The organism is Mycobacterium sp., from assembly GCF_029961025.1.
Taxonomy (GTDB): Bacteria; Actinomycetota; Actinomycetes; order Mycobacteriales; family Mycobacteriaceae; genus Mycobacterium.
Window position 1 is genome coordinate 25205 of the sequence record NZ_JASBVP010000005.1, and the last position, 17379, is coordinate 42583.

The window sequence follows — 17379 nt, forward strand, 5'->3', positions numbered from 1 at the left end:
TAGACCTATGACTGTCGCTTCGCCCACCGGCGAGCGTCGGGCGGTGCTATGGCCGCTGCTGGGCGGCGTCGCCGTGCTGGCGGGCTGCACCGCGGCGGGGATAGGGCTGCTGGCATGGGCGGATGCGCTGGCCGCCACCGGGTTGCCCGATCCGGGCCCGGTGACCACGCTGGGGCTGCCGTTCGTGCGGGCGGCCGGGGAGATCGCCGCCGTGATCGCCGTCGGCTCGTTCCTGTTCGCGGCCTTTCTGGTGCCGCCCCAACCCAGCGGGGTGCTCGACGTGGCCGGGTACCGGGCGCTTCGGTGGGGCACGGTGGCGTCGGGAGTGTGGTCGGTGTGCGCCGCACTGCTGGTGCCGCTGACCATTTCGGATGTCTCCGGTCATCGGCTGGCGAGCCATCTCAACCCGGCGACGGTCTGGTCGCTGGCTAGCCTGATCAACACCGCCGCCGCGTGGCGCTGGACGGCGTTGCTGGCCGCTGCGGTGGCGTTGGCCAGCCTGCCGGTGTTGCGCTGGTCCTGGGTTCCGCTGCTGCTGCTCGGATCGTTGGTGACCCTGGTGCCGCTGGGGCTGACCGGCCACTCGTCGGCCGGCGGCTCGCATGATCTGGCCACCAACAGCCTGCTCATCCACCTTGTCGCGGCCAGCCTGTGGGCCGGTGGTCTGCTGGTCCTGCTGGCGCACGCGCTGCGCCACGGGGACCATGCCGACCTGGCCGCGAGGCGCTTCTCGACGATCGCCCTGTGGTGCTTTGTCGCGATGGCGCTCAGCGGCGTGATCAACGCGCTGGTGCGGGTGCTGCCCTCCGACCTGCTGCTGACCGCCTACGGGCGGCTGATCCTCGTCAAGGCCGTCGCACTGGGCGTGCTCGGGGTGATCGGCTGGCGTCAGCGCCGTACCGGAGTCGCCGCGCTGCAAGCGGACCCGCACGCGCGAGGGGCGCTGATCCGGCTGTCGCTGATGGAAGCGGTGGTCTTCGGCCTCACCTTCGGTGTCGCCGTCGGGCTGAGCCGCACACCACCACCGCCACCGCCGATCGGGATTCCCTCGATCCCGCAAGTGGCGATCGGCTACGACTTCGACGGACCGCCCACCGTGGCGCGGGTGCTGTTGGACTGGCGCTTCGACTTGATCTTCGGCACGGCGGCGATCGTGCTCGCCGGCCTGTATCTGGTGGCGGTGCGCCGGTTACATCGTCGTGGCGACTTCTGGCCGATCGGCAGGACGCTGGCCTGGCTGCTCGGCTGTGTGCTGCTGTTGTTCGTCACCTCCTCGGGGTCGGGCCGTTACCTGCCGGCGATGTTCAGCATGCATATGGCCGTGCACATGATGCTGTCGATGCTGGTGCCGATCCTGCTGGTGCTGGGCGGCCCGGTGAGCCTGGCGCTACGGGCGTTGCCGGCCGCCGGGCGGGACGATCCGCCGGGCCCGCGGGAATGGCTGCTGGCGGCCCTGCACAGTCGGCTGTCCCGCTTTTACACCCACCCGATCGTGGCGACCGTGCTGTTCGTCGCCGGGTTTTACGGGTTGTATCTCAGCGGCCTGTTCGACGCCGCGGCGGGCAGCCATTTAGGGCACGTCCTGATGAACGCCCACTTTCTGCTCAGCGGCTACCTGTTCTACTGGGTGGTGATCGGCGTGGACCCCACGCCGCGGCTGATCCCACCGCTGGCCAAGGCGGCCGTGGTGTTCGCCTCGCTGCCGCTGCACGCGTTCTTCGGGGTGGTGATGATGGGCACCCAGCGGGTGCTCGGCGAAAGTTTTTACCGGTCGCTGCGGTTGAGCTGGCATACCGATCTGCTGGGTGATCAGCGACTCGGCGGCGCAATCGCTTGGGCGGCAGGGGAGGTGCCGCTGGCGATCGTCATGATCGCACTGCTGGTGCAATGGTCGCGCAGCGATCAGCGCATGGCACGGCGGTTGGACCGCGCCGCCGAGCGTGACGACGACGCCGAGCTGGCCGCCTACAACGCGATGTTGGCCGAATTGGCTCGCCGCGACACCTCCGGGCGATACTGACCGGGGTCGCGTTCACAGTTGCGGTTTTCTCCACAGCGCCGCCGGGAGCCGGCTCGGTGGGGGTGGTGCTGTCGGTGGCGGGTCGGTCAATGGACCTGTCACGGGCGGCGAGGCGGTAGCGCAGCGTCGCCAACTGCGAAATGGAAGGAATCAACGATGTTTGAGACGCCCCTGGCCGTGGTCGGCACCATCGTCACCGACCCGAAGCGCCGGATGGTCGGCGGACAGGAGGTCATGAAGTTTCGGGTTGCCAGCAATTCCCGCCGCCGCGGCGCCGATGGCAATTGGGAGCCGGGCAATTCGCTGTTCATCACCGTGAACTGCTGGGGCCGGTTGGTCACCGGCGTCGGGGCCGCGCTGGGCAAGGGTTCCCCGGTTATCGTGGCCGGCACCGTCTACACCAGCGAATACGAAGACCGCGACGGGGTGCGCCGCGCCACCTTGGAGATGCGGGCCAGCGCCGTCGGACCGGACGTGTCCCGCGCGATTGTGCGTATCGAGAAGATCGGGCACTCGGTTGCCGGAGTTAGCGGGATAGCCCCGGGCGGTGGCGCCACGACCACCGGGCGGGCAGAGTCCGATCAGCCCGATCCCAGCGCCGATCGCGGTGCGCTGCCGGAAGCCGCGGTAGCCGACAGCGCGGGGTCACCGGCCGGACCGGACGGCCCGACGCTTTCCCTGTCGGCGTAGCGCCTGCCCCGGAGGCGGGGTGCCCGATGGCGCGGCTCCCTGCTTCCGGGATGCGGCCCGGCTCAGCTGCTGGCCCGCGACGCCGGGTTGGGTGCGCTCGGGTCCCGCCTAGGATGGTCCGGGGCAATCGTGCAGACCAGATGCAGACCAGATGCAGACCAGAGAGGTAACACCGCGGCATGGCCGAGTTCATCTACACGATGAAAAAAGTCCGCAAGGCTTACGGCGACAAGGTGATCCTGGACGATGTCACACTGAGCTTCTACCCGGGCGCCAAGATCGGCGTGGTCGGCCCCAACGGTGCCGGCAAATCCAGCCTGTTGCGAATCATGGCCGGCCTGGACACACCCAACAACGGTGAGGCTTTCCCGGCTCCGGGCGCCACCGTCGGGATTCTGCAGCAAGAGCCGCCGCTGAATGAGGAGAAGACCGTTCGCGGCAACGTTGAGGAGGGTGTGGGCGATGTCAAGGCCAAGCTTGACCGTTTCAACGAAATCGCCGAGCTGATGGCCACCGAGTACTCCGACGAGCTGATGGCAGAGATGGGCCGGTTGCAAGAGGAGTTGGACCACGCCGACGCGTGGGATCTCGACTCGCAGCTCGAGCAGGCCATGGACGCGCTGCGCTGCCCGCCGCCCGACGAGCCGGTGAGTCAACTCTCCGGCGGTGAGCGCCGCCGGGTGGCGCTGTGCAGGCTGCTGCTGTCCAAACCCGACCTGCTGTTGCTCGACGAGCCGACCAATCACCTGGACGCCGAAAGCGTGCAGTGGTTGGAACAGCACCTGGCCGCCTACAAGGGCGCGGTCCTGGCGGTGACGCACGACCGCTACTTCCTGGACAACGTCGCCGAATGGATTTTGGAGCTCGATCGCGGTCACGCCTATCCCTATCAGGGCAACTACTCCACCTATCTGGAGAAAAAGGCCGAGCGGCTGGCGGTGCAGGGGCGCAAGGACGCCAAGCTGCAGAAGCGGCTACAAGAAGAGCTGGCCTGGATCCGCTCGGGGGCAAAGGCTCGGCAGGCTAAGGGAAAGGCCCGGTTGCAGCGCTATGAGGAAATGGCCGCCCTGGCGGAGAAGTCCCGCAAGCTCGATTTCGAGGAGATCCAGATCCCGGCCGGGCCGCGCTTGGGTAACGTCGTCGTCGACGTCGAGCACCTCGACAAGGGCTACAACGGGCGCACCTTGATCAAGGACCTCTCCTTCAGCCTGCCCCGCAACGGCATCGTGGGTGTCATCGGTCCCAACGGGGTCGGTAAGACCACCCTGTTCAAGATCATCGTCGGACTCGAGCAACCCGACAGCGGCACCGTCCGGGTCGGTGACACCGTCAAGATCAGCTACGTCGATCAGGACCGGGCCGGCATCGACCCCACCAAGACGGTGTGGGAGGTTGTGTCCGGTGGGCTAGACCATATCGAGGTGGGGCGCACCGAGATCCCATCACGTGCCTATGTGGCGGCATTCGGCTTCAAGGGGCCTGACCAACAAAAACCCGCCGGCCTGCTTTCCGGAGGTGAACGCAACCGGCTTAACCTTGCGCTCACCCTCAAGCAGGGCGGGAATCTGATCCTCCTCGACGAGCCGACGAACGATCTTGATGTTGAGACCCTGGGCTCGCTGGAGAATGCGCTGGTCAACTTCCCCGGCTGCGCGGTGGTCAGCTCGCACGATCGGTGGTTTCTTGACCGGATCTGCACGCACATCCTGGCGTGGGAAGGTGACGAGGACAACGAGGCCAAGTGGTTCTGGTTCGAAGGCAACTTCGACGCGTACGAGGAAAACAAGGTGGTTCGCCTCGGCGTCGAGGCGGCCCGTCCGCACCGAGTGACCCACCGCAAGCTGACCCGCGACTAGTGTCTGCGATACCGGCGTCGGAGCTGGCGCTGAGTCAGGAGCGGGCTACGTGACGGTGGATCCGCGGACCGGGGCGAAGTGCCCGGCCACTGCACGGCCCGCCGCGTCGCCGGGCCAGAGCGGCCTTGAGGGCGCGGTTGCGTGGACCGCGCCCACCGGCGCCGGGGACGACATTCCGGGATGGGTGTTTCAGGCCTACAGCGATGCCTATTGCGGGGCGCGCCGCGACGAGCCCGGGCAGCCGCCCGCCGGGTCGGCCGGCCCGTCGGCGCCCGTGGCGGCCGTGGCGCCGGCGATGCTCCGTGCACACTACCGCCTGGCGCACCACCGGCCGGCCGGGGAGAGTTGTGTGGCGGTTTACCCGGCCGACGACCCGGCCGGCTTCGGGCCCGCGCTGCAGGTAGTCACCGATCACGGCGGCATGCTGATGGACGCGGTCACGGTGCTGCTGCACCGGATTGGGGTCGCCTACACCGGCATCATGAACCCGGTGTTCGGTGTCCGCCGCAGCCCCTCTGGAGAATTGCTCGCCGTCGTGCCGAAGGCCGGTGGCGCGCCGGAAACGGTCGAGGAGGCGTGGATCCATGTCCAGCTGGCACCGGCCGTCGACCGCGACGCCCTCACGCAGGTCGAACGTCTGCTGCCCGGCGTTCTCGCCGACGTCCGGCGGGTCGCAGCGGACTCGGCGGCGATGCTCAGCACCGTCAAGGACCTTACCCGAGACCTCGAAACCGATCCGGACGGGCGCTACTCCGCCCCGGACCGTTCGGAGGTCGCCGCGCTGCTGCGTTGGCTGGCCGACGGGCATTTCATGCCGCTGGGCTACCAGCGGTGCCCGGTGCGCGACGGCCAGGTCTCGGGTGAGGAGGCCACCATCAGCCTCGGCGTGCTGCGGACCCGCAAAGCATCCCGCCCCCGGCTGACTGACGACACCAAACTGCTGGGGCTCGCGCAGACCACCGCCTCCAGCTACCTGCGCTTCGGGGCGTATCCCTATGTCGTCGCGGTCCGCGAAATCGCCGACGGCGGCGTGTTCGAGCACCGCCTCATCGGGCTCTTCACTGTCGCCGCGGTCAACGCCGACGTTCTGGAAATCCCGATAATTTCGCGCCGGGTCCGCGAGGCGCTCGCATTGGCCGACCCCGGCCATCCCGGGCAGCTGCTGCTCGACGTCATCCAGACAATCCCCCGCTCAGAGCTTTTCGCGATGAGCGCTGAGCAGCTGCTGGAAATGGCGAAGGCCGTGGTGGATCTGGGGTCAGAGCGGCGCACACTGTTGTTTCTGCGTGCCGACAAGCTCGAGCACTTCGTCTCATGCCTGGTGTTTTTGCCCCGCGATCGCTACACCACGGCCGTCCGCTTGCAGATCGAAGAGATCCTGGTACGCGAGTTCGGAGGAGTCAGCCTGGAATTCACCGCTCGCGTAACTGAATCACCTTGGTCACTCCTGCATTTCATGGTCCAGCTGCCGGACGGTTCGGGCCCGGTCGACACCTCGGAAGCTAACCGGCTGCGTATTCAGGCGTTACTGACCGAAGCCGCCCGAACCTGGTCGGATCGGCTGATCGGGGCGGCCAGCGCCGTCATCGGACAGCTCGCTGCCGAGCACTATGCGGCGGCCTTCTCCGAGGCCTACAAGCAGGCCATCACCCCAACCGATGCCATCGACGACATCGTCATCATCGAAGGGCTGACCAACGATTCGGTGAAACTGGTGCTGTCCGACCACGACTATGGCGACACCGCCCGGCTGACGTGGTACCTGGGTGGGCAGACGGCCTCGCTGAGTCAGCTGCTTCCGATGCTGCAATCCATGGGGGTGGTGGTCCTGGAGGAGCGGCCGTTCAGCGTGACCCGGCCCGACGGATTACCGGTGTGGATCTACCAGTTCAAGATCACGCCACAGCCTGGCGTCCCGCTGGCGCCAGCAGGGCCGGAACGGGAAGCGACCGCCCGCCGTTTCGCCGATGCGGTCACCGCGATTTGGGAAGACCGGGTCGAAGTCGATAGGTTCAACGAGCTGGTGCTGCGCGCTGATTTGACCTGGCAGCAGGTGATGCTGCTGCGCGCATACGCCAAATATCTTCGGCAGGCGTGCTTTCCCTACAGCCAGTCGCATATCGAGTCGGTTCTCAACGAGAATCCGCGTACCGCAAGGTCACTGGTGACATTGTTCGAAGCGCTGTTCGACCCGGCTCCCGCCGGTTCGCCGAAGCGCAACGCCCAAGCGGCTGCCGCCGCGGTGGCCGCCGACATCGATGCTTTGGTGAGCCTGGATACCGACCGGGTACTGCGCGCATTCGCTTCGTTGATTCAGGCCACGCTGAGAACGAATTACTTTGTGCGACGGAAGAATTCAGCTCGAGCTCAGAATGTCTTGGCACTAAAGCTCGACGCGCAGCTGATCGACGAACTCCCGCTGCCGCGACCTAAATTCGAGATTTTCGTCTACTCGCCCCGTGTTGAAGGCGTGCACCTGCGCTTCGGCCGGGTGGCACGCGGCGGCCTGCGCTGGTCAGACCGCCGGGAAGACTACCGCACCGAGATCCTCGGTCTGGTCAAGGCCCAAGAGGTCAAAAACGCCGTCATTGTGCCGGTGGGTGCGAAGGGCGGGTTTATCGTCAAACGGCCACCGCGCTCTACCGATGACCCGGCGGCCGACCGCGACGCCCTTCGGGGCGAAGGCGTCGCCTGCTATCGGTTGTTCATCTCCGGGCTGCTGGACGTCACCGACAACGTCGACCATGCGACCGGACGGGTCAGCGCCCCCCCGGAAGTGGTGCGCCGTGACGGCGATGACGCCTACCTGGTGGTGGCCGCCGACAAGGGCACCGCCACGTTCTCCGACATCGCCAACGACGTCGCCAAATCCTACGGATTCTGGTTGGGCGACGCGTTCGCCTCCGGCGGGTCGGTGGGGTATGACCACAAGGCCATGGGGATTACCGCAAGAGGCACCTGGGAGGCGGTCAAACGGCACTTCCGGGAAATGGGTGTCAATCCCCAGGTTGAGGACTTCACCGTCGTCGGCATCGGTGATATGAGCGGCGATGTGTTCGGCAACGGCATGCTGCTCTCCAAACACATCCGGCTGCTGGCCGCGTTCGACCATCGGCACATCTTCCTTGACCCCACTCCCGATCCCGTGGTCTCCTGGCAAGAACGCAAGCGGATGTTCGGGCTGCCCCGCTCCAGCTGGGACGACTACGACAAGTCGCTGATCAGCGAGGGTGGCGGGGTGTACAGCCGGGAGCACAAGGCGATCCCGATCAGTCCGCAGGTGCGAGCCGCCCTCGGCATTCACGACGAGGTCACCGAGATGACGCCGCCGAACCTGATCCGGGCGATCCTTCAGGCGCCGGTGGATCTGCTCTACAACGGTGGTATCGGCACCTACATCAAGGCGGAGACCGAGTCCGACGCCGACGTCGGCGACCGGGCCAACGATCCCGTGCGGGTGAACGCGAATCAGGTGCGCGCCAAGGTGATCGCCGAAGGCGGTAACCTGGGGGTGACGCCACTGGGCCGGGTCGAGTTCGATCTGTGCGGCGGCCGGATCAACACCGATGCTCTGGATAACTCCGCGGGCGTGGACTGTTCCGACCATGAGGTCAACATCAAAATCCTGATCGACTCGCTGATCACCGCGGGCAAGATCAGACCAGAGGAGCGAACCCCGCTGCTGGAGTCGATGACCGACGAGGTGGCCGAGCTGGTGCTGGCCGACAACGCCGACCAGAACGACCTGATGGGTGTCAGCCGGGCCAATGCGAGCAGCATGCTGCCCGTGCACGAGCGACAGATCAAGGAGTTGGTGGCCGAGCGTGGGCTCAACCGCGAACTCGAGGGCCTGCCGTCGGAGAAGGAGATCCGCCGCCGAGCCGAAGCCGGTATCGGACTTACCTCACCGGAGCTGGCAACCCTGATGGCGCACGTCAAGTTGGCGCTTAAAGACCAGTTGCTGGCGACCGACTTGCCGGATCAGGATGTCTTCGCCTCGCGCCTGCCGCGCTATTTCCCCTCGCCGTTGCGAGATCGTTTCGGGCCGGAGATCCGCTCGCATCAGCTGCGCCGTGAAATCGTCACTACCATGCTGGTCAATGATTTGGTGGACACCTGCGGCATCACCTACGCCTTTCGGATCACCGAAGACGTCGGAGTCACACCCGTCGACGCGGTGCGCACCTACGTCGCCACCGACGCTATCTTCGGCATCGGGGAGCTGTGGCGGCGGATCCGCGCGGTCGACATGCCGGTCGCGGTCTCTGACCGGATGACGCTGGATACTCGAAGGCTGATCGACCGGGCCGGACGCTGGTTGCTGAATTACCGCCCGCAGCCGCTGGCGGTCGGCGCGGAGATCAACCGATTCGCCGAGAAGGTCAGGGCCTTGACCCCGCGCATGTCGCAGTGGTTGCGAGGTGATGACAAGGCCATCGTCGAAAAGGAAGCACGCGAATTTACTTCCCATGGCGCACCAGGGGATCTTGCATACTTAGTGGCCGTTGGGCTGTACCGTTATAGTTTGCTCGATATCATCGACATCGGGGATATCGCCGATATCGACGCCGCCGAAGTCGCCGATACGTATTTCGCGTTGATGGACTATTTGGGCACCGATGGCCTATTGACCGCGGTGTCCGCGTTGCCTCGTGATGACCGTTGGCATGCGTTGGCGCGCTTGGCAATCCGTGACGATATCTATGCCTCGTTGCGGTCGTTGTGTTTCGACGTGCTCGCCGTGGGGGAGCCGGATGAAAGCGGTGAAGAGAAAATCGCCGAATGGGAACACATCAACGCTTCCCGGGTGGAGCGGGCACGGCGCACGCTCACCGAGATCTACGAAAGTGGCCTGAAGGACTTGGCGACATTGTCGGTCGCGGCCCGACAGATCCGCCGCATGACGCGCACCAGTGGACGAGGAGCGGCTACGTGAGCACCGTCATGGTGGGCATCGGCGCCGCCCCGGGCAGCTCCGCGTGAGCACTGGCTTCGTCGCATCCGTCCCGGTGCGCTGGTCGGACATCGACATGTACCAGCACATCAACCACGCGACGATGATCACGATCCTCGAAGAGGCCCGTGTCCCGTTCCTGCGGGAACCCTTCGGCGCCGACATCGCCACCGTCGGCTTGCTGATCGCCGATGTGCGGGCCACCTACAAAAGCCAGCTGCGGCTGACAGATTCGCCATTGCAGGTAACCATATGGGTCAAGCGGCTGCGGGCGGTGGATTTTACCCTTGGCTATGAAGTGCGCTCGGCCAATGCCGCGGTTGACGCCAAGCCGGCTGTGATCGCCGAAACTCAATTGGCCGCGGTCCATATCGACGACCGGCGCCTGGTGCGCCTGTCGTCTCGTCATCGGGAGTATTTGCGGCGTTGGCTGCGGTAGCCGAGCGGGGATTGTGGCTGCCCGGTTGCCGCTCGATCAGGAGGTGACCCGGGTCAGCTCAACCGATCAACCGACGCCAGCGTGAGCGTGCCACCGGCGTTGGGTGTTCGCTGTGGCCGCTGCGGTGATCCGGCGGCGGATGCGCTCACGCGGGCGCGCGCTTGTCATCTCAGCCAGGCCGCGGCATTCGACGGTAGCCGGGTGCCAACCAACGGCGCGCTGGACAGGATCAGCTGCCCCTCGGGCAGGGCCAGCGCATCGTGGCCGGTGTTGAGCACGCAGATCAGCCCGCCGCAGCGCAGCATCAGCACGCCCTGCGGCGCGGGCAGCCATTCGACGTCACTGACGTCGAATTCGACATGCTCCCGGCGTAATTCCAGTGCTCGACGGAACAACCACAGCGTCGAGTCCGGATCGGTGAGCTGTTTTTCGACGGTCAGATCTGCCCATTGCGGTGGCATTGGCAGCCAGGTGTCCGGGGAGGAGGAGAACCCGAACGGGTGGATCTTCCCCGACCAGGGCAGCGGAACCCGGCAGCCGTCGCGACCGCGTTCGGTGTACCCGGAACGTCGCCACCTCGGGTCCTGCAACGCCTCGTCGGGCAACTCCACGTCGGGCAGGCCCAGCTCTTCGCCGTTGTAGAGGAACGCCGCGCCCGGCAGGGCGAGCACCACCAACGCCATCGCCCGGGCGCGCGCCAGCCCGACCCGGCCGCCGCCGTAGCGGGTCACCTCCCGGCCGACGTCGTGGTTGGCCAGCGTCCAGGTGGGCGTGGCACCCTCGATCGCCGCGGCCGCCAGCGTGTTCTCGATCGCGTCGCGGATCTTCGCGGCATCAAACTCGGCTCGCGCCAGCCGGAAATTGAAACCCAGGTGCAGCTCGTCGGCCCGCAGATATTGGGCCCAGCGAGCGTTGTCAAACACCCACACCTCACCGATGGTGACCGCGCCGGGATACTCCTCGACGACCCGGCGGATGTCACGGTGAATGGCATGCACATTCGGGTGGTTGAACCGGGGATCGTCGTCGTTGTCGCGCAGCAGCTCATTCTCGACGACTCCCATGTCCGGCAGGCCCGGCGGCTTGGCCATCCCGTGTGCGACGTCGATGCGGAAGCCGTCCACCCCACGGTCCAGCCAGAACCGCAGCGTTTTCTCGAAGTCTTCGAAAACCTCGCGGTTGTCCCAGTTCAGGTCCGGCTGCTCGGTGTCGAACAGGTGCAGATACCACTGGCCGGGTCGACCATCCGGTTCGGCCACCCGGGTCCAGGCCGGCCCGCCGAACACCGAAACCCAGTTATTCGGCGCCAGTTGCCCGTCGGGACCCCGGCCGTCGCGAAAAATATAACGGTCCCGGGCGGAACTGCCCGGACCGGCGGCCAGGGCCTCCTGAAACCACGGGTGCTGTGAGCTGGTGTGGTTGGGCACCACGTCCATGATGATCTTGATGCCCCGCCGGTGGGCCGCAGCGATCAGGCGGTCAAGCGCTGCCATCCCCCCGAACAGCGGGTCGACGTCGCGCGGATCGGCGACGTCGTAGCCGTGATCGGCCATCGGCGAGACCGTGACGGGGTTAAGCCAGATAGCGTCGACGCCGAGCGCCTCCAGGTAGTCCAGGCGGGCCACCACGCCGTCCAGATCGCCCACCCCGTCGCCGTTGCTGTCGGCGAAGGAGCGGGGATACACCTGGTAGAACACCGCATGCGACCACCACGGCTCCGGTCGACGAGCGCGGGCGCGAGGAGAGCCGGAGCCCATCGGACCCGGCTCCGGTCGACGAGCGCGGGCGCGAGGAGAGCCGGAGGAAGCGGTCCGGTCAGCCACCGACACTCCTTAAAACGGCGCGTTGACCAGGGAGTGGGCGGCCATCTCCAGGTAGTCGAGCAGCTGCTTGCGGTGCGCGTCGTCGAGCGTACGTGAGTCGATTGACGCCACCGCGGTGCGCATGCACCGCAGCCACGCGTCGCGCTCGATCGGCGAAATCCGGAACGGCGCGTGACGCAGCCGCAGCCGGGGATGGCCACGGCGCTCGGAATATGTCCGCGGACCACCCCAGTACTGCTCGAGAAACATCCGCAAACGCTCTTCGGCACCGGCTAGGTCGTCTTCGGGGTACACCCGGCGCAGTATCTCGTCCTCGGCGACCAGCTGGTAAAAGCGCGAGACGATCGCATGAAAGGTCTCCGCGCCGCCGACGGCGTCGTAGAAGGACTGTTGTGTCTGTTCCATCGCTCCCATTGTGGGCCATCACCCACGGTGGGGGCGTTTAAAGGGCGCTGTCACGAAAGGGCGCTGTCACGCATCCGGCCGCCAGTGCTGCTGCGGCGAGTTCTTGGGCCGTGGCCGGGGCCACACCGCCGCCTTGGCGCGCGCCGTGTCGACGGCAAGCCGCTCCATCAAGTCTCGCAGCGGAGACGCCGGCAGCTGCGCCCCCGACTCGAACGTGGCGCTGAGGTCGAATCCACCGCGGGCGCATTCGAGAATGACCCAGGGTATCCCGGGTTCGTCGGCTCCCAGCCGTTCACGGATGGTGGTCACGGTGCGCTCCTGCACCTGCATCATCTCGGCCTGCACCGACATCATCTGGTGTTCGTAACGAGCGCGTTGCCTGCTGACGTCGTCGGCGAGCTCCCCGGGGCGGTCGTGCTGGTCGCTGAGGCTGACCGTGCCGTCGGGGTTAACGGCGAAGCCCTGTTGGCGTGCGGCTGTTTCAATCCCGGATCGGGTGCGCTCCAGCTCTTGCATCCGGCTGATGCAGCCGGTCATCGCCGACAATGCGCCGTCGACCCGCGCGGGCAACTCTCGCCGCCGCGGCTCGGCACGGTCGGCGGCGTCACGCTCGGCCAACGCCTCCTCGATGGCACGTTTGATTCCCAGCGCCAGTGGTCTGGTCCGGGAGAAGTTCAGCGCGGCGGGCAGGCGCGGGTCCGGGGTTGTCGCCTCGACCAGGCGGTTCATCGCGGCGAGCAGCTCTTCGGAGGCGCTGCGCGGGACCAGCGGGTTCAGCGCGGTCTGCCGATAACGCTCGATCGCAGCGTCATCGTCAGGGGGAACCGGCAAATCCTCCATATGCTTGGGCACTATAGTGCTTTGCGGCGCATGTCTTCCGGTGCCACGGCACTGTCTATTCACCGGATCGACATCGCCTGCACACCCCGATTTGGCATGCGGTCGGTGCCAGGTCATGGTGGACTGTTCGGCGGAGGAGCTATGGCGCAGCGCGACAACCGCCGCAACCACCGGAGTTCCGGTGCGGCGGCCGTAACCGGACCGGCGGTTGCGTCGTGTCTGCACAGTGTCGACGTCTCACCGCCGACCCGTTATGAGGGCGGGTCGATCTGGAATCACCGGCGGGTGTTGTTGCTGAACTCCACCTACGAGCCGTTGACCGCGCTGCCGGTGCGCCGGGCGATCGTGATGCTGATCCGTGGCAAGGTCGACGTGGTACACGATAATCCCTCGGGACCGGTCATCCACTCGGCCAAAAGGACGATCGTGGTGCCGTCGGTGATCCGGCTGCGCAGCTACGTCAGGGTGCCCTACCGCGCCCGTGTCCCGTTGACCCGGGCCGCGCTGATGCACCGCGACCGCTTCTGTTGCGTGTACTGCGGGGCCAAGGCTGACACCGTCGACCATGTGGTTCCGCGCAGCCGCGGCGGCGATCATTCCTGGGAGAACTGCGTCGCATCCTGTTCGACGTGCAACCACCGCAAGGGGGACAAGCTGTTGGCCGAACTGGGCTGGACACTGCGGCGAACGCCGATGCCGCCCCGGGGCCAGCATTGGCGGTTGTTGTCGACGGTAAAGGAACTGGACCCGGCGTGGGCACGATATCTCGGCGAGGGTGCGGCCTAGCTCAGCGCGGTTAACGCGGTTGCGGCTGGCTTGACCCGGCCTACCGGCGACCGTTGCCCCGGCGCGCCGGCCCCTTCGCGATGGGATACGGTTTGCGTCGTGAGCCTGATGGAGATCCACCTCTACTTTGTGGGAATCCCGCTGCTGCTGGTGGCCGTGCTGGCGGCGTTGATCTGGTCCCATAAGGGGCGCCACCCGGCGACCTACAAGATGTCCGAGCCGTGGACACATCCACCGATCCTGTGGGCAGCGACCGATGAGGATATCGGTGCCGGTCGCGGCGGACACGGTGGTTCCGATTTCCGCGTGGGGGGTGGGGCCAGTGGCACGTGGTGAGGTCACGACGGTCGAACCCACCGCACTGCCCAACGGTTGGGTCGTCACCAGCAGCGGGCGTATCTCCGGGGTCACCGAGCCCGGGGAGCTGTCGCTGCACTACCCGTTCCCCATCAAAGACCTCGTCGCGTTAGACGACGCGCTGACCTATGGCTCGCGGGCATCCAAGGCGCGCTTCGCGGTCTACATCGGTGACCTGGGTGATGACACCGCCTCGCGGGCCCGCGAGATCCTGGCTAAGGTGCCAACACCCAACGACGCTGTGCTCCTCGCGGTTTCACCGAACCAGCACGTGATCGAGGTGGTCTACGGCTCGGGCGTGCGGGGGCGCGGCGCCGAAGCGGCGGCACCGCTCGGCGTTGCGGCGGCGGCGTCGGCATTTCAGCAGGGCAACCTGATGGACGGGCTGATCAGCGCGATCCGCGTGCTCAGCGCCGGCATCTCTCCGCCTTAGCCCTTAGCCCAGCCTTAGCCCGGCCTGTCCCGGCCCCGCCCGGGGTTACTTAGGCGCCCAAAGCCTGGCCGGCAGCGTCGAATGTGCGGGCCCGCAGCGCCCGCTTAACTCCCGCTTGACCCTCCAGCACCAGCCTGCGCAGTGCGGGCGGGACTTCCGCGGAGGCCAGGAACTCGTCGGCGGCGGCGATGGCGTCCTCGCTGATATCCCAGGACGGATACAGGCCGATCACGACGGTTTGCGCGACTTCGCTGGAGCGCCGCTGCCAAACACCGGGGATCGCCTCGAAATAGCGGGGGGTGAACGGCTTGAGCAGCTCGGCCTGGCCGGGGGCGGTGATCCCGGCGATGATTGACCGACCGACGACGTTGGGCAACGTGTCATCCTCGACCACCTGTGTCCACGCTTTGTCCTTGACCGCGAATTGCGGCCGGGCCGCTGCGGCCTGGGCAGCGTGTCGTTTGCCGGCGGCGGTGGGGTCGCGCTGCACTTCGGCGTCGATCACCGGCGTCGCCGCCCCGTCGGCGTCGATGACCCCGGCCGTTGCCAGTGCGATCACAATGCGCCAACGCAGGTCGGTGTCCACCACCAGGCCGGCCAGGCCGTGCTCGGCCGGGTCGCTGTCCAGCAACGCCGACAGCACCTGGGTGTGGCGCGCCGAGAGCACCGAGGAGCACAGGGCGTTGACGAAGGCCAGCTGGTGATCCGAGCCGGGGTCCGCGCTGCGGGCCAATTCCAGCAATCGGTCGGCAAATGCCGGCCAACCCTGAGAATGCGCCCAACCCGGCTCGGCGTAGGAATTCAGGGCGGTCTGTGCCTGCTGCAGCAGGCGCTGGGCCACCCCGACGTCCGTTTCTGCGACCACCCCCCGCGAGACCAGCGACACGAAATCACGGGCTTTGAACTCGGCCTCGCGGGTCATCTCCCAGGCCGCCGACCATACCAGCGTGCGCGGCAGCGAGTCGGCGATATCACCGATGCGCTCCAGCGCGGTGCGCAGCGACCCGGGGTCTAGCCGCAGCGCGCAATACGTCAGGTCGTCGTCGTTCACCAGGACCAGCTTGCCGCGTGATATGCCCTGCAGCGCAGGAACTTCCGTTCTCGAGCCGATGACGTCAAGTTCTTCGCGGTGCACCCGGACCAGCTTGCCGGACCCGTCGTCGTCGTAGATTCCGATCGCGAGCCGGTGGACCCGGGTCTCGCCCGCTCCCGGGGTGGCACCGCTCTGGGTCACCGCGAAGCGGGTGAACCGCCCGTCGGCGTCGACGTCGAAATCCGCTCGCAGGGTGTTGAGGCCGGTCGTCTTGAGCCACTGTTGTCCCCAGTCGGACAGGTCACGGCCCGACGCATTCTCCAGCGCGGCCAGCAGGTCATCGAAGGTGGCGTTGTCGAATGCATGGGCGCGAAAGTAGTCGCGCAGTCCGGTCAGGAAGTTCTCCAGGCCGACGTAGGCCACCAGCTGTTTGAGCACGCTGGCGCCCTTGGCGTAGGTGATGCCGTCGAAGTTCACCTCGACGGCGGCCAGGTCGGGGATGTCGGCGGCGATCGGATGCGTGGACGGCAGTTGATCCTGGCGATAGGCCCACGCCTTCTCGGCGTTGGCAAACGTGGTCCAGGCGTCGGTGAATTCGGTTGCCTGGCTTTGGCACAGCACCGAGGCGAAGGTGGCGAACGACTCGTTGAGCCACAGGTCATCCCACCAGCGCATGGTGACCAGGTCCCCGAACCACATGTGTGCCATCTCGTGCAGCACCGTCTCTGCCCGCCGTTCGTAGGCCGCGCGGGTGACCTTGCTGCGGAACACGAGGTCTTCGACGAAAGTCACCGCGCCGGCGTTCTCCATCGCGCCGGCGTTGAACTCGGGAACGAACAGCTGATCGTATTTCCCGAACGCGTACGGCACGCCAAAGTGCTTGTGGTAAAAGCCAAATCCTTGTTTGGTTTGGGTGAATAGCCGGTCGGCGTCCAGGTATTTGGCCAACGAGGCGCGGCAAAACAGCCGCAGCGGAATCTCACCGTACTCGTCGCTGTAAGTGTCGTCCCACTGGGCGTAGGGGCCGGCGACCAAGGCCACCAGATACGTGCTCATCCGCGGGGTGGTGGCGAAAATGTGCACGCCTTTTTCGGCGGATGTGGTGGGCGCGTTGGAGATCACCCGCCAGTGCTCGGGTGCGGTCACCGTCAACTCGAATGTGGCTTTAAGATCGGGCTGGTCGAAGCAGGCGAACACCCTTTTGGCGTCGGCGGTTTCGAACTGTGAATACAAATACACCTGCTCGTCCACCGGGTCGACGAAGCGGTGCAGGCCTTCGCCGGTGTGGGAGTAGCGGCAGTCGGCGTCGACGACAACGATGTTGCGCTCGGCCAGGCCGGTCAGCGCAATGCCGGTGGCCTCGTCGTAGCCGGTGATGTCGAGTTCGCGGCCGTTGAGCGTCGCGCTGCGCAGGGTGTCCGCGGCGATGTCGATGAAGGTGTCAGCGCCGGGAAGGGCCTCGAACGTCACGGTGGTGATGGACCGGAAGGTATGCTCGCCCGGCCCGCCGCGGCCGTCCGTCACATCGAGACTGACGCGGTAGTTGTCGACAGTGATGAGCGCGGCGCGTTCGGCGGCCTGCTCGCGGGTGAGGTTCGGAAGAGCCACGGGTCCAACTTAGCCCGGCGACGATGCGGCCGTTTCCGGCCGGGGAGGAGGCGGGCCATCGGGCTGCGCCCGGCGACGATGCGGCCGTTTCCGGCCGGGGAGGAGGCGGGCCATCGGGCTGCGCCCGGCGACGAT

At 66.6% G+C, this 17379-nt stretch carries 12 protein-coding genes; 8 read left to right on the top strand and 4 right to left on the bottom strand.

Annotated elements, in window-relative coordinates; all coding sequences use genetic code 11:
* Positions 1 to 7: 7 nt before the first annotated feature.
* The 5 genes from QJR12_RS06610 to QJR12_RS06630 all read left to right on the top strand — a co-directional run bounded on the left by QJR12_RS06610 (position 8) and on the right by QJR12_RS06630 (position 9959).
* On the top strand, positions 8 to 2020 hold the full coding sequence (locus tag QJR12_RS06610) for a cytochrome c oxidase assembly protein (protein ID WP_300580028.1): 2013 nt from the start codon (positions 8 to 10) through the stop codon (positions 2018 to 2020).
* Positions 2021 to 2176: 156 nt separating this feature from the next.
* Entirely contained in the window at positions 2177 to 2710 is a 534-nt protein-coding gene (ssb, locus tag QJR12_RS06615; RefSeq protein WP_300580030.1) for a single-stranded DNA-binding protein, read from the top strand.
* A gap of 179 nt (positions 2711 to 2889) precedes the next feature.
* Positions 2890 to 4566, top strand: a complete 1677-nt coding sequence (ettA, locus tag QJR12_RS06620) for an energy-dependent translational throttle protein EttA (protein WP_300580032.1) — start codon at positions 2890 to 2892, stop codon at positions 4564 to 4566.
* A gap of 49 nt (positions 4567 to 4615) precedes the next feature.
* A complete protein-coding gene (locus QJR12_RS06625; RefSeq protein ID WP_300580034.1) occupies positions 4616 to 9502 on the top strand; it encodes an NAD-glutamate dehydrogenase in 4887 nt (1628 codons plus the stop codon).
* Positions 9503 to 9545: 43 nt separating this feature from the next.
* Entirely contained in the window at positions 9546 to 9959 is a 414-nt protein-coding gene (locus tag QJR12_RS06630; protein WP_300580035.1) for a thioesterase family protein, read from the top strand.
* A 164-nt stretch (positions 9960 to 10123) separates the two neighbouring features.
* On the opposite strand, the gene QJR12_RS06635 is transcribed toward QJR12_RS06630, so the two are convergent.
* The 3 genes from QJR12_RS06635 to QJR12_RS06645 form a co-directional block, all read right to left on the bottom strand.
* Positions 10124 to 11716, bottom strand: a complete 1593-nt coding sequence (locus QJR12_RS06635) for a glycoside hydrolase family 13 protein (protein ID WP_300580455.1) — start codon at positions 11714 to 11716, stop codon at positions 10124 to 10126.
* Positions 11717 to 11791: 75 nt separating this feature from the next.
* The gene (locus QJR12_RS06640; protein WP_300580037.1) at positions 11792 to 12187 is read right to left on the bottom strand and encodes a globin; all 396 of its coding nucleotides are present in this window, start codon (positions 12185 to 12187) and stop codon (positions 11792 to 11794) included.
* 66 nt (positions 12188 to 12253) lie between these two features.
* Entirely contained in the window at positions 12254 to 13027 is a 774-nt protein-coding gene (locus QJR12_RS06645; RefSeq protein ID WP_300580039.1) for a hypothetical protein, read from the bottom strand.
* 141 nt (positions 13028 to 13168) lie between these two features.
* On the opposite strand from QJR12_RS06645, the gene QJR12_RS06650 reads away from it, so the two are divergent.
* The 3 genes from QJR12_RS06650 (at position 13169) to QJR12_RS06660 (ending at position 14603) form a co-directional block, all read left to right on the top strand.
* Positions 13169 to 13813: an HNH endonuclease gene (locus QJR12_RS06650; protein ID WP_300580040.1), complete on the top strand. Its 645-nt coding sequence runs from the start codon at positions 13169 to 13171 to the stop codon at positions 13811 to 13813.
* Positions 13814 to 13921: 108 nt separating this feature from the next.
* Entirely contained in the window at positions 13922 to 14149 is a 228-nt protein-coding gene (locus QJR12_RS06655; RefSeq protein ID WP_300580458.1) for a hypothetical protein, read from the top strand.
* Positions 14136 to 14603 carry a DUF5130 domain-containing protein gene (locus tag QJR12_RS06660; protein WP_300580042.1) on the top strand — a complete coding sequence of 156 codons (468 nt, stop codon included), beginning with the start codon at positions 14136 to 14138 and terminating at the stop codon, positions 14601 to 14603. The genes QJR12_RS06655 and QJR12_RS06660 overlap by 14 nt, the downstream gene beginning before the upstream one ends.
* Before the next feature lie 49 nt (positions 14604 to 14652).
* Here QJR12_RS06660 and pepN read toward each other — a convergent pair whose 3' ends face one another.
* On the bottom strand, positions 14653 to 17244 hold the full coding sequence (gene pepN, locus QJR12_RS06665) for an aminopeptidase N (RefSeq protein ID WP_300580044.1): 2592 nt from the start codon (positions 17242 to 17244) through the stop codon (positions 14653 to 14655).
* Positions 17245 to 17379 lie beyond the last annotated feature (135 nt).

Coding starts and splice junctions, on each gene's coding strand:
- QJR12_RS06610 (WP_300580028.1), top strand. CDS start 8: ATGACTGTCGCTTCGCCCACCGGCGAGCGTCGGGCGGTGCTATGGCCG.
- ssb (WP_300580030.1), top strand. CDS start 2,177: ATGTTTGAGACGCCCCTGGCCGTGGTCGGCACCATCGTCACCGACCCG.
- ettA (WP_300580032.1), top strand. CDS start 2,890: ATGGCCGAGTTCATCTACACGATGAAAAAAGTCCGCAAGGCTTACGGC.
- QJR12_RS06635 (WP_300580455.1), bottom strand. CDS start 11,716: ATGGGCTCCGGCTCTCCTCGCGCCCGCGCTCGTCGACCGGAGCCGTGG.
- QJR12_RS06640 (WP_300580037.1), bottom strand. CDS start 12,187: ATGGAACAGACACAACAGTCCTTCTACGACGCCGTCGGCGGCGCGGAG.
- QJR12_RS06645 (WP_300580039.1), bottom strand. CDS start 13,027: ATGGAGGATTTGCCGGTTCCCCCTGACGATGACGCTGCGATCGAGCGT.
- QJR12_RS06650 (WP_300580040.1), top strand. CDS start 13,169: ATGGCGCAGCGCGACAACCGCCGCAACCACCGGAGTTCCGGTGCGGCG.
- QJR12_RS06655 (WP_300580458.1), top strand. CDS start 13,922: ATGGAGATCCACCTCTACTTTGTGGGAATCCCGCTGCTGCTGGTGGCC.